The following is a 13483-nucleotide window of genomic DNA, read 5'->3' as shown; positions in this document are numbered from 1 at the left end:
TAAAAGAAAAAAGACAGAAGAAGGCTAAAATCTTTAAAAAGAGACAGGAAGTAAAGAAAGGATAAAGGGTGGAAATGCAGAATAAAGAAGTAGGGATAGATGCTAACATCTACCCCTATTGACTCACTTATTTAAAGATTCTCAATAAACCAATCGGCAACTTGGCGCAAGAGGTGGTTGCGGGTATTGCCACCATATATAGAATGGTTGCGATTCGTATAGAAGAGCTCACGGAAATCCTTATCAGCCTGCACGAGAGCTTCAGAATACTCAAAGGTGTTTTGTGGATGAACATTATCGTCAGCCATACCATGACAGATAAGTAACTTACCTTGCATCTGATTTACACGATTGATTGGATTAATAGCGTAACCCGTTGCATTCTCTTGTGGTGTACGCATATAACGCTCCGTGTAAATAGTATCATAGAAGCGCCAGTCCGTTGGAGGAGCTATCGCCACACCTGCTTTGAACACACCTCTACCCTCACTCATGCTCATTAAGGTGTTAAAGCCTCCAAAGCTCCAACCCCAAATTCCTATGCGAGAGGCATCCACGTAACTTTGCTTACCTAACCATAACGCTGTTTCTACCTGATCTTTTGACTCTAAATCGCCTAACCGCATATAAATACTCTTCTCAAAATCAGCACCACGAGCACCTGTTCCTCTACCATCTACTGTAACAACGATATATCCTTTCTGGGCTAAATAGTAATCGAACATACCCCCATTCCCCATAGAACCAACATTCCAATTATCTACAACCTGCTGACTTCCTGGTCCGCTATATTGGTGCATGATAACAGGATACTTCTTATTTGCATCGAAATCAGACGGCTTAATCATCCATCCATTGAGCTTGACTCCCTCGGATGTAGTAAAAGAAAAGAACTCAACGCCCGCATTATTATACTTCTGAAGCTTCTCTTCTAACTCCTTATTATTAAGCACCTCACGCACTTCTTTCCCTCGATTATCATAAATGGTATAAACAAATGGATGATTACTATCGCTCCATGTATTTAAAAAGTATTTATAATCGCCAGAGAATGAAGCTGCATTCCAGCCTTCATGAGCTGACAAACAAGTCATTTTTCCGCTCTTATTTACAACATACACCTCTCGTTGCATAGGTTTTCGAGCCGCTGCTTGGAAATAAGTATTGCCTGTTTTCTCATCATATCCATAGATTGCAGTCACATCATAATTGCCCTTATCAATCTGACGCAAGAGTTTTCCGTCCTTATTATAAAGGTATAAGTGCATAAAACCATCACGATCAGAAGGGAAAAGGATGTGATCTTTCATGATAGAGATACCTTCCATCGCTGCCTCTTGAACATACTTTGAGATATGTTCCTTTATCAGTAATGAGCAAAGTCCCGTATGCGGATTCGCCGCATAGAGATTCAATTCATCTTGATGACGATTCATCGTATAGATAACCACACGATTAGGATCGGTTGTTGTCTTTATGCGTGGAATATATCCATCAGCCGCTAAAGGTAAATTGATTTGACGTACAGATGCACCCTCCAAAAAATATGACCAAACTGACACTTTTGAATTGTCTTCGCCTGCCTTCGGATATTTATAACTGTATTCTCCAGGATAAACACTATAAGCATCAAGTTGAGGATGAGAGCCACGGAATAGCTGCAAAGAATAAGTCTTTACCTTGCTTTCATCATATCGAATCCAACTCAAAGTCTTACTATCAGCACCCCACGCCAACGCATTATTAAATCCAAATTCCTCTTCGTTTACCCAATCTGGCAAACCATTAATGACTTTATTAAACTCGCCATCGGTTGTTACCTGCGTCTCTTTATCGCCATCCGTAATATAGATATTGTTCTTATGAACAAAGGCGATCTTTGTTCCATCAGGAGAAAAGGTTGGAATCTGCTCGGCACCCTCCTTTGACAGACGCTTCAACTGCTTTGTCTTCACATCATAAAGATAGAAATCAGCCGTGAACGAACGACGATAAATACGATGTGTATTGGTTTGCAATAACAATCTATTTCCATCTGCCGACACCTGATAATCATCAAACGATTTGAGATTTTCCCCCTGGGCATTAGCCAAATCAAAGATAACTCCCGTCGGCTTTCCCGTCACAAAGGAGTATTTCACAACCTGTCGACCATCCTCCGAGATGCGAGCATACTCCGATGTTCCCTTTAAAGAGTTAACACCTGATATACGCTTTGCAGCAAAAACACCAGCTGTGATATCACGTATAGATATAGGTTCACCAGCCATTAATTGGAGTGCAGTCAAGATAGTAGCACACATAAGGATTATTCTTTTCATAAAATCAAGTTTAAACATCGCAAAAGTATAAAATATTCTGTACATTTGCAACAAGAATGGAACAATATTATCGTGACTTTGGGAACTGGCTTCGCGAACAATTCCCTTTTAAGGTTCAGAAGATTTCTATCAATGCTGGCTTCACATGTCCTAATCGGGATGGACGTGTAGGGCGAGGTGGCTGTATCTATTGTAATAATCAAACGTTCAATCCTACGTATTGTGATAAGCAAAAGAGCGTAACCGAACAGTTGGAAGATGGCAAAAGATTCTTTGCTCGCAAGTATCCTGATATGAAATATCTCGCATACTTTCAGGCTTACACGAATACTTATGGCACCAATTCGCATTTGAAGGCTCTCTATGAGGAGGCATTAGCAGTGGAGGATGTTGTCGGATTAGTCATCGGAACACGTCCAGATTGTATTAATGACGACCTGCTCAATTACTTTGAAGAGTTGAATCAGCGCACCTTCCTCATCGTCGAATATGGTGTTGAGACCTGTAACGATGCTACCTTACGCCTCATCAATCGTGGGCATGACTTCGATTGTGCTAAGCAAGCAATCGAACGCACCGCCAGTCGTGGTATTCGTGTAGGTGCACATATCATACTCGGATTACCTAGTGAGGATGAAAACGAGAGTCTCCGACAGGCGCCCATCATATCTTCTCTCCCTCTCACAACCTTGAAAATCCATCAAATGCAGATTATTCGTGGCACGAAGTTAGCTAAAATGTATGAGGAACATCCGTTCCATCTTTACAGCGTGGACGAATATATTCATCTGATAGCCGAATACATTAGTCGATTAAGAGCCGACCTTATCCTCGAACGATTCGTTAGTCAGAGCCCGCCAGAACTACTCATCGCACCAAAATGGGGACTAAAAAATTACGAATTTACTCATCGTCTCAACAATTACATGAAGGAGCATTGCACGAAAAAGAAGGAGATTTAAACTTACTCACTATTAGAATTTAGCAAAAACAACACTCATAAACTTCTAAGATAAAAGGATATGTCATAAGAAAGGCATATCCTTTTTTTGTAATAAAATACAGCTAATTTCAGAACTTATAATTACGTTTTTCTGAAGCGTATTGATCTTTGTTCGCAAATACGGGAATTAGAGAGCAAAATATCATCATATTTATAACAATCTGATTAATAAGTATTTATAGAAATAAAGCATAATTTTAAAACAGAAAAACAGGTAAAAGACATGAAAAGGAGGCACCTTTTACTCAAAAATATAGTACTTTTCACTAAAAATGGAGGTACATTTTACCAAAAACAGAGGTACATTTCACTAAAAACGGAGGTACGTTTCATCAAAAACGGAGGTACGTTTCACCAAAAACGGAGGTACGTTTTATAAAAGACCAATATTTCGTACTTAAATTAGTATTATGACTCCTAGAATGAACCTATATCAAGATAATGTTTTGTAAATAGTTTTCCGAACAACACGTTGCTTCTATTACATAAACGAAAAAGGAGGATATACCTCAAATGGTATATCCTCCTTGCTTATTTATCCCTCATTATCGGTTGACAATGGGTTTGAATCGTTGCTTTTGATTAATCCAATGTCTTGAGCTGTTCAGCAACTTCATCGTTAATGCGCTTAGCAAACTCTTCCATTGTCATGGTAGCTTGCTCGCCTCCACCCTGCTGGCGCATAGAAACTAAGCCTTCGGCTGCCTCTTTCTCACCAACAATGACCATGTAAGGTACACGCTTTAGCTCGTTATCACGAATCTTTCGACCAATCTTCTCATTGCGATCGTCCATGATTGAACGGACATCGTGAGCATCAAAGTAGGCCTTTACCTTGCGAGCGTAGTCATTATACTTCTCAGAGATTGGAAGAATTGCCACCTGATCAGGTGTCAACCAAAGTGGGAAATGCCCTGCTGTGTGCTCAATGAGTACAGCTGTGAAGCGTTCGAGCGAGCCAAATGGTGCACGGTGAATCATCACAGGAGTCTTCTTTGTATTATCTTCTGCTGTATATTCGAGTTTGAAACGGTTAGGAAGATTATAGTCTACCTGGATAGTTCCCAACTGCCAACGACGACCGATGGCATCCTTTACCATAAAATCGAGCTTAGGACCATAGAAAGCCGCCTCTCCAAGTTCTACACGCGCCTTGAGACCTTTCTCTTCACAAGCTGCCTTAATAGCGGCTTCGCTCTCTTCCCATACCTCATCAGAACCGATGTATTTCTCTTTATCGTTAGGGTCGCGGAGTGAAATCTGTGCCTCGTAATTGTCGAATCCAAAGGTTGCGAATACCTTTAGAATAATATCGATATTAGTTTCGAACTCTGCTTTTACCTGATCTGGGCGAACGAAGATGTGCGCATCATCCTGTGTAAATGTGCGAACACGGGTCAATCCATGCAACTCACCGCTCTTTTCATAGCGGAATACCGTTCCGAACTCTGCAATTCGCAATGGAAGATCTTTATAAGAACGTGGCTTGTAAGCATAAACCTCACAGTGATGAGGGCAGTTCATTGGCTTAAGCATGTACTCTTCATCCTCCTCTGGTGTATGAATTGGCTGGAAAGCATCCTTGCCATAGTGAGCATAGTGACCAGAAGTTACATAAAGGTTCTTACCACCGATACCTGGAGTGATAACCTCCTGATAGTTGTAAGGACGGAGAAGACGGCGCAATAACTCTTGCAAACGTAGACGAAGTTGCGTACCCTTTGGTAACCAAATAGGTAAACCCTTACCTACACGATCAGAGAACATGAAGAGTTCCATCTCTTTTCCAATCTTGCGGTGGTCACGTTTCTTAGCCTCTTCGAGCATAACGAGATATTCATCAAGCATCTTTTTCTTTGGGAAAGAGATACCATAGATACGTGTCATCTGCTCACGCTTCGCATCGCCACGCCAGAAAGCACCGGCAACGCTGGTAATCTTAATAGCCTTGATAGCACCCGTTGATACAAGGTGCGGACCACGACAAAGGTCGGTGAAACTACCTTGTGTATATGTTGAGATGGTTCCATCCTCGAGATCCTGCTCAATATGCTCTACCTTATACTCTTGTCCATCAGCAGTAAACTCCTTAACGGCATCTACTTTAGATATATCATGACGCACAACTTGCTCGTTCTTCTTAGCAAGTTCACGCATCTTCTCTTCAATCTTTGGGAAATCGTTCTCAGAGATAGCCTGACCCTTTGGTGGCATTACGTCATAGAAGAAGCCATTTTCAACAGCAGGACCGAAACCAAACTGTATACCTGGATAAAGTTCCTGTAATGCTTCTGCAAGAAGGTGGGCAGAAGTGTGCCAGAAGGTGTGCTTACCTTCCTCATCATCAAACTTATAAAGAGCAATCGTTGCATCCTCATTGATAGGACGATTGAGCTCTACTGTTTCGCCATTTACACCGCAAGATACAACGTCACGGGCGAGAGCCGGCGAAATGCTCTCGGCGATTTGATAACCAGTTACGCCCTGTTCGTACTCACGAACGGAACCATCTGGGAAAGTGATTTTAACCATACTACAAATTAGTTTTATAAATCAAAGTTGCGGCAAAGGTAACACTTTATTATGAGAATGAGGAATATAAATGTGATTTTCAACAAATCAATTGGTAATAGAGATTCGCTAAGTGCTATCAATTCGCACTTAATAGTCTATGCTGACTTAAAGATTAGGTGTATAATCAATCAGACGAGGAATGGTTATGGGAGTTTGCTTTGCTTATTCTCACCATCTGTTACTTGTTTCATTAACCAAGGACTCTTATTTAATGGTCGAAGATGATTGATATCGAACTGAATCGGCTTAGAAGGGCGTTGCTTTGGCTGTCGTCCTGCTTTGATATCAGCTCGGAGTTGTTGAGCTGCACTAAAGTCTTTCCATCGCTTTAGCATATAATCTAATTGGGTAAGCGCTGTTTGCTTGTCTCCTACCCTATACAAACAATAAGCTCGATTAAACCAATAATCACGATTGTCAGGCGAGATATCTATCGCATGAGTATAAGCAACAATAGCACTATCGTAACGTTCTTCACGAATATTAGTCATTCCATAAAGTTCATAGATATCAGCTATATAAGGTTGTAGCTCTAAGGCACGCCGACAATCGCTATCGGCACCTTTATAATCTTCTAGATGATACTTGGATAAAGCCATAAGATACCATGCTTCATAAAGGTTTGGCTTTAAACCAACAATACGAGAGAATATTTGCATGGAAGTAACGTAATATCCTTGATCTAGCGTTCGCCTCCCCTCTTCCATCATCTTATTGATGTTATACTGGGCTGCTGCTGGCAATGTCAAGAAACAGAGCAAGGATACTACGATACCACGCAACATATCACTCTACTTACGTGGAGGCTTCACACGATAGTTACAACGCACCTTTCCTTGCAAAAGGGCTTTCAACTTACTATTTATCATCTGCTTGCGGAATGGGGAGAGATGATCAGTAAATACTTTGCCATCGAGATGATCGAACTCATGCTGAATAACACGGGCAAGGTAGCCCTCAATCCATTCTTCATGTTCAACAAGATTCTCATCAACATACTTCACATAGATGCGCTTGGCACGTGTCACAGACTCATGAATACCTGGCAATGATAAACATCCTTCTTCTAAAGTTTCAGTCTCTGAATCATCGAACTCTAAGATATGTCCGTTGATGAAAGCATGACGAAAACCTTTATACTCAGGGAATGTATCTGAAAGAACATCCAAATCAATAACTACCACACGAATAGACTTTCCTATCTGTGGAGCAGCCAACCCTACACCATCACTGGCAGTATTGGTCTCAAACATATTTTGTATCAGCTGCTGCAGATCAGGATAGTCAAGAGGAATATCCTCTGCTACTTTGCGCAACACAGGCTGACCGTATGTGTAAACAGGTAATACCATATTACTTCTTTAATTAATTATTGGGTTTTAGGTCTTATTGCATTAATCGAGTCGATTAAACAAAGCACACTCATCGACTAAAGTCCTTTAGACCTCATGTAATCCTGAAGAATAATTGTTGCAGAAATCTCGTCAACAAGCCCTTTGTCCTCACGACGTGTCTTTTTCTTCACACCACCAGCAATCATCGCTTGATGCGCTATCACAGAGGTAAATCGCTCATCATAATAATCGATAGGCATCTCTGGATGTAGTTTACGCCAACGATTAACGAAGTTTTCTACACGAGCTAGATTCTCACTAGGTTGACCATTCGGCTGAATAGGCTTACCTATTACCAATTGATCTACTGATTCCTTGGCAACATATTGTGTCAAGTAATCAAAAATATCGGATGTGGGAATAGTCGCTAACCCATTTGCAATAATACGCAATGGGTCAGTGACTGCCAATCCTGTACGTTTCTTTCCGTAGTCTATTGCTAGAATCCTACCCATTTACTTTGCGAGCAACCAAGCATCAGCATAAGTTGCACGAAGCTGATTACGGCTTTGTACTGCAGCAGCTTTACTGTCAAATGTAGCAGCGACAACACGATACATATTATTACCAGAATTGAAAGCTACCTGTGCTGAGTAACCTGCATTCTGCAAACGTTGCTGCAAACCTTCTGCATTAGCCTTTACACCGAAAGAACCAACAACAACGCTATAAGCCTTCAAGCCAGCACCATTCACAACTGAAACATTCTCACGACGAACAGGCTCATTGTCATAGTTGTCGACAACTGGAGCTTGATTTACAGGCTGCTGCACAGTCTCAACAGGAGCAACAACAAGAGCTTCCTGCTTATTGCTATCATCATTATCTGTAGATGTCTGCTCTTGGGCTTTTGCCTTTTCATAAGCCTTCTTGTATGCACTCTCACTAGACTTACAACCAGTGAATGACAATGCCACACACATTGCAGCACCCAAAACCATCATTTTTTTCATAATCCGTTAGTTATTTATTGGTTATACTTTTTATTCTTTTATCGTGCGAAGTTACGAAATAAGCTGCAGAAGTTAAAAAATAACGTAACTAAAGTTTGTTAAATAAGGTATTTGCAATATTTTTAACACAAAATACAAGCCATTATATTGTCAGTACGCGAAACTTTGACTATATTTGCCAATGAATAGATTATGTTTAACTAACATTTTAAAGTAAGAGATTATGAAGACATTAGGTTACATTGGGGCATTCCTCTGCGGTAGTATTACAGGTGCAGCACTTGGACTTTTGTTGGCTCCAGAAAAGGGAACAGACACACGAACAAAGATTGCTGATGCTGTTGACGACTTCTGCAAGAAGCACGATCTTAAACTTAGCCGTAAAGAGGCTGATGAATTTGTAGAGGACATCAAGGACGCAGCAGCAGAGACTATCTAATTTGTTGAAATGTTTTCTAACGATAACAACATTGAAACAATAGCGCAACTCGTTGAGGCGTTAAAGCATTACATCGGGCTTCAATCAGAATATCTGAAGCTCGATGTGATTGAGAAGATTGTGCGGTTATTGACTGTAATTACTGTATTTACAGTTTTTAGCGTAACTCTTCTCATCTCATTGGTTTATTTTTCTTTTGCAGCAGCTTATGTGTTGCAAACATTGATGGGTTCGCTTATCTTGGCTTTCCTAGCCGTTGGTGCTTTCTATTTAGTACTACTCATTTTCTTTATCTTATTACGTCATCGTTTAATCGAACGACCATTAGTAAGATTCTTAGGAAGCCTTTTAATGTCAAAATAAGCTTATGACTGACCAGAAAACTATCACTGATTCTGAATATAAGTCGTTGAATGACATTCGACTTCGGAAAGCTCAGTTGCTTACCGACTTAACCAAAGACAGCAACAAAATAGCTGACTTATGGAATCAGCTCATGCACAAACCCAAGAATAATAATACACCAACACAACGCTTCTCTGGGCTTATCAATACTGGAGCCGGCGTATTAGATGGACTTATCTTGGGCTGGAAGCTCTATCGAAAGTTTGGTGGTATGAAGACTTCCCGCTCCTCTGATAAAAAGAAATTTGGCTTATTCCACAAAAGAAACAAGTAATAGCAGTTTTTCAAGACTGACTTTAGCAAACAAAGAAATAAGGTGTATCAAAAAGCAAATAGCAGTATCGATACACCTTATTTCATATTCAATAGGGAAATCACAAAATCACAATCACAAAATCACAAAATCAATTATGGTAGTATCATGCTTTTTCTTTATGTAGATAATGTTTCATTATATATTATTATTTATTAATAAGGTATTATATTATATTAGGAATCCCTTTTACACATTGAAAATCCTTTTTGTGATTTTGTGATTGTGATTGTGTGATTGATGTGATTGATTGAACTTTATCCCATTAGGCAAAGGGCAAAAAAACAAATCATTCTGTCTTATCGTTCCTCATTCTTCATTTGTTTATCTCTCTGTAACACAAGTTGTTACACAGCCATTTGCAATACTTGTTATCCCAGTACTTCGAAAAACTAATGTTTTCTTAAAAATTCTACTTACCTTTGCAGCACAGAAAAGAAAAAGAAGCCCCATCCTCTACCTCCAACCGCTGCCTCTTAGCCTCTACCTAATGCATGAAACAGCTACAATGGAAGAAAGTCGTAAGTTCAAATGTTAATGATTAAAGTTCAAAAAGGTTAGCATTAATAGGCTCAGAGGTTAGTGTTAACAGGCTTAAAGGTTAGTATTAATGACCAATAGGTAAAATAATGAAATTCAAAGACCAACGCAAGAAACCTATGTCTAGGTTTATACAGATATTAAAAACTGATTTCATCCATTCAAGGGCTTCCACAGAGTCATAATAGCGAAAAGTAAACACACGGCAAAAGGGCTTGATTTATCTAACTTGGATTTAAAGGCTACATCGAAAAGAGCCTCTTTCAAAGGCATTTCGTTGACGAAATACAGTTTATTACTAAGTTGAAAAGTAACATAGAAGGAGCTTTAATGAGTGTTTCTGACAGACTTTTACTCAAAAAAGAGCTATTATAGAAACCGTGAATGATGAACTTAAGAACATTGCGTAAGTAGAGCACTCCAAACATAGATGCTTTGACAATTTTATCGTCAAATTGTTAGGAGTCATTGCCGCCTATTGCCTGTTTCCCAAGAAGCCGTGCATCAATGTATAAAGAACCATTGACACACAGCTTTCATTGTTCAGAATTCGTCGAACTCACGTTAATTACATTTGCCTTTCTTCTTTCACCGCTTTATTACGGTTAAAAAGGAATTTATATGCTGTTTGTTATTTGCCTGACTATCTTCTGAAGCACGCCTTCATTGCTTACGAATATAGATGCTGTGCCTGTCATTCCGCTGAAGAGTTTATACTTATTGTGTCTATTCAGAAATTTACCATTGTCATGGAGGAAAGCTTTCAATTGTTTCCTCTGTTTTCTTTTGCACCATAGATTTGTAGTGTTAATCTCTTATAGGCTATTTCCCAGATATTTACATTCTTCAGCAAAAAAAATGTAAAGACCGACAATCAAGATGCCATTCTCATTGTGGTGTAAACTATAGTGGTCAACAGCAATGATGATTTTCTGGAATCTATCCAATACATGAAAAAGCATCCGGTTCTTAGTTCAAATTTTCCTTTAAAGTCAAAACTTATACAGACAGCGTATGAAATTATAAAGTCCTCTGACCCTATTATGAGTCAAAGGACACTTGTTTAATTTGAACAAAGCTGTAAAAGAACCATTGTCACAAGAAAAGGAGATTTGAACTTTACTTTAACCTTAAAGGTGTGCTGATAAATGGTTATTTCTAACTCTTTCAAACAAAAGAATATTATTAAATTAGCCATAAGCAACAATTTATAAATTAATAAATTATGCTCTGGCTCTTAGGCTCACACATATCATAGATTTTCCATGACAACGCAAAATTACATAATTTTCTTGATTATAGCAAACAATAAGAACACTTTTATTAATAACCAAATAGTTCAGGATCCCAGTTTGGACCAGGATAATCCCCATACATACCATCAGTCATTGCATCCCATGCATCTTCATCTGTCCATTCATACCCACTATCGCCACCATTCTCATAGCAGTCATAAAGTTCATCATCATAATCTTCTTGGGAAGAATAAATCGTTGATAGATATTCTTTTTCCGAATCTAAACATTGTATATCTGAATATTCGTGTGACAGTTTACCAAGAATGTCTGTATTGCACAATATAGCACTTAACGACTTATCGTTCTTAAAAGCATTCAAAGCAATATCCGTACAGTTCCTAATATCTATGTAACTTAAATCATAACAATTCACAAATGCCTTGTTACCAATTTCTTCTATAACTTTCGAATTTTCGATATCATATAAAGAAAAACAGTTTCTAAAACAATTAGATCCTATTGACTTACACCTATGATTAAGTTTGACAGATTCTAGGCTTTTACAGTACCTAAAAGTATCACTATGTAAACAACTAACATCTTCTGGGATTTCTATAGACTCAAGAGAGATACAGTTTTCAAAGCAATGTGATCCTATTTCTTGAATACTTGTTGGCATCGTTATCTTTTTCATATTTTTATAACCCCAAAACAGATTACTGGAAAGTTTTACGATACCATCTGGTATTATAATGTATTCTTGTTCAAACAACTCATGAGTTGCTGAAAAAATAGTTGTTTTATTTTTATCACATAAGAATCCCTTATAGAGCAAAAAGTAAGGAGACTCTACGATTATATTTTCTACATTAAAGCAACCACCCAAAGGATTATTATCTCCAATATAAGTTACATTAGTAGGTATATTTATTTCTCGTAATTTCGTAATGTTAGCAAAAGCCAAATCTCCTAATGTTTTAAGAGAAGAGGGCAAATGTACAGATTCTATGCTGTCTTGACCTTGAAATTCATTACTTGAAATCGAAACGACATCATCCTCTATGTATAAATCCACTGGTTGATCTTCTTCTTCGAATAACATAGAAATTTCAAGTCCACATCTATTGCGACAACGAATGGGGACTCTATTGACCTTGGTATTTAAGTTTCTAATTTCTCCCATAGATTTATATTTCAATTATTACCTGTGCAAAGATAAGAATTAATTGTGAAGTAACCTAATAAAAATTGATTCAATTCGATAGACTTTTTTCCTATTACGTTCTTCACTTTTGCCTTTATTGATTTACTCTATCATACTATATGTTTTTCCACTCCCTTTTTTAGTACAAATCTGTCTTTTTGACTTCCTTCACTGCCTATTCCTTACAGGAACTTTATAGCCAATGAGCGCAACATTATGCAAGCACTCTCCGAAAGCTTGGAACTTTCCTGTTCTCTTCATAACTTCACTCTTGGAAACAAAAACAGGCATATAATGAAAAGGAACTCAGATAAAGGCAATTCAGAAGGTGGGAACAACAGGTTCAGACCGAGAAAAACTTCCTCCAAAAATGGTGAAATAGAAGCCGACCTCTCCACTCGCTATGAGTTCAGATACAACACTGTATTGGGAAGAACCGAATACCGAAGCAGTGCAAACGGAGATTTTATGAAGGTCGACCGCTATGAAATCAACACGCTCCGCAGGGAACTTGACAACGATGTGGATATCGTTACTTCTTCTGACAATCTGGCGTAATGGACATTTGGTAGACTGGTCATTCCAGCCTACTTTTTGTATTTATAAATCCATCAATAAACTTCTTTCTATTAGTTCCCTTCAATCCATTATGATTATGTAATGCTCTTTTAAGTTGTGAGTTAAATCCTTCCAACAGATTTGTTATATTGGGTATTTGTATATCCGGATGCTCCTCACACGTATAGAGCCATGGCAGATGTGTCTTAATAGAACGTCTTGCCGTTCTCAATCTTCTGTGTGTATAAGTTGTCTTACCCGATATTAGGAGAGTTCGTTCATTTAGGAACTCTTTCCATTTATCACACCATCTATCAAAAGCGGTTATAAACTCTTCTTTTCTCATAGAGAACATCCTTCTCATTAATGCCAATAGTTCAACGCCTGCAGGCAAATGTGGTTGTTAGTAAGGAGTCTTCTAACTATCTGAAATTGGTGAAATTGACACATTTGTACGGGACAGAAACTTATAGCTTGTAAAAGCCCCATGTGCCCATCACACAGTCCTTTCCACGATTCTTATTATCGTTGCTTCAAACAT

General features: G+C 38.6%; 11 protein-coding genes and 4 pseudogenes. 6 read left to right on the top strand and 9 right to left on the bottom strand.

Annotated features, from left to right (window positions below; translation table 11 throughout):
- Window positions 1-131: 131 nt before the first annotated feature.
- A complete protein-coding gene (locus O3603_RS02685; protein ID WP_371520308.1) occupies window positions 132-2321 on the bottom strand; it encodes a S9 family peptidase in 2190 nt (729 codons plus the stop codon).
- 56 nt (window positions 2322-2377) lie between these two features.
- Between O3603_RS02685 and O3603_RS02680 the strand changes: the two genes are divergently transcribed.
- Window positions 2378-3283 carry a TIGR01212 family radical SAM protein gene (locus tag O3603_RS02680; RefSeq protein ID WP_314520131.1) on the top strand — a complete coding sequence of 302 codons (906 nt, stop codon included), beginning with the start codon at window positions 2378-2380 and terminating at the stop codon, window positions 3281-3283.
- Window positions 3284-3906: 623 nt separating this feature from the next.
- On the opposite strand, the gene thrS is transcribed toward O3603_RS02680, so the two are convergent.
- From thrS to O3603_RS02655, 5 genes are all read right to left on the bottom strand, one after another.
- Complete coding sequence (gene thrS / locus O3603_RS02675; RefSeq protein WP_371520304.1) at window positions 3907-5856, bottom strand: threonine--tRNA ligase; 1950 nt, start codon at window positions 5854-5856, stop codon at window positions 3907-3909.
- 185 nt (window positions 5857-6041) lie between these two features.
- Complete coding sequence (locus tag O3603_RS02670) at window positions 6042-6683, bottom strand: tetratricopeptide repeat protein (RefSeq protein ID WP_371520301.1); 642 nt, start codon at window positions 6681-6683, stop codon at window positions 6042-6044.
- A gap of 6 nt (window positions 6684-6689) precedes the next feature.
- Window positions 6690-7250, bottom strand: a complete 561-nt coding sequence (gene def / locus O3603_RS02665; protein WP_004382705.1) for a peptide deformylase — start codon at window positions 7248-7250, stop codon at window positions 6690-6692.
- Between the two features lie 77 nt (window positions 7251-7327).
- Complete coding sequence (gene ruvX / locus O3603_RS02660; RefSeq protein WP_009434622.1) at window positions 7328-7747, bottom strand: Holliday junction resolvase RuvX; 420 nt, start codon at window positions 7745-7747, stop codon at window positions 7328-7330.
- Window positions 7748-8245, bottom strand: coding sequence for an SPOR domain-containing protein (locus tag O3603_RS02655; RefSeq protein ID WP_371520297.1), 498 nt, complete (start codon window positions 8243-8245; stop codon window positions 7748-7750). It lies immediately after the preceding gene.
- Between the two features lie 223 nt (window positions 8246-8468).
- Here O3603_RS02655 and O3603_RS02650 point away from each other — a divergent pair, with 223 nt between their 5' ends.
- The 4 genes and pseudogenes from O3603_RS02650 to O3603_RS02635 all read left to right on the top strand — a co-directional run.
- On the top strand, window positions 8469-8684 hold the full coding sequence (locus O3603_RS02650; RefSeq protein ID WP_004382708.1) for a YtxH domain-containing protein: 216 nt from the start codon (window positions 8469-8471) through the stop codon (window positions 8682-8684).
- A gap of 9 nt (window positions 8685-8693) precedes the next feature.
- On the top strand, window positions 8694-9047 hold the full coding sequence (locus O3603_RS02645) for a phage holin family protein (protein WP_371520294.1): 354 nt from the start codon (window positions 8694-8696) through the stop codon (window positions 9045-9047).
- A gap of 4 nt (window positions 9048-9051) precedes the next feature.
- Complete coding sequence (locus O3603_RS02640) at window positions 9052-9363, top strand: hypothetical protein (protein WP_004382710.1); 312 nt, start codon at window positions 9052-9054, stop codon at window positions 9361-9363.
- 807 nt (window positions 9364-10170) lie between these two features.
- Window positions 10171-10457 (top strand): annotated as a pseudogene (locus O3603_RS02635) (transposase); the annotation flags it as partial.
- A gap of 102 nt (window positions 10458-10559) precedes the next feature.
- Here the strand turns inward: O3603_RS02635 and O3603_RS02630 are convergent.
- Both O3603_RS02630 and O3603_RS02625 read right to left on the bottom strand, forming a co-directional pair.
- Window positions 10560-10661, bottom strand: a pseudogene (locus O3603_RS02630) (HlyD family secretion protein); the annotation flags it as partial.
- A gap of 604 nt (window positions 10662-11265) precedes the next feature.
- Complete coding sequence (locus O3603_RS02625) at window positions 11266-12363, bottom strand: leucine-rich repeat domain-containing protein (protein WP_371520291.1); 1098 nt, start codon at window positions 12361-12363, stop codon at window positions 11266-11268.
- Window positions 12364-12600: 237 nt separating this feature from the next.
- On the opposite strand from O3603_RS02625, the pseudogene O3603_RS02620 reads away from it, so the two are divergent.
- Window positions 12601-12936: pseudogene (locus O3603_RS02620) on the top strand (virulence protein); the annotation flags it as partial.
- A gap of 25 nt (window positions 12937-12961) precedes the next feature.
- Here the strand turns inward: O3603_RS02620 and O3603_RS02615 are convergent.
- Window positions 12962-13446, bottom strand: a pseudogene (locus O3603_RS02615) (transposase); the annotation flags it as partial.
- Window positions 13447-13483: the final 37 nt, after the last annotated feature.

This window comes from Prevotella sp. 20925_1_30 (assembly GCF_041433025.1).
In the GTDB taxonomy this organism is placed as follows: Bacteria; Bacteroidota; Bacteroidia; order Bacteroidales; family Bacteroidaceae; genus Prevotella; species Prevotella vespertina.
This window is presented reverse-complemented; position numbering and strand designations above follow the sequence as displayed.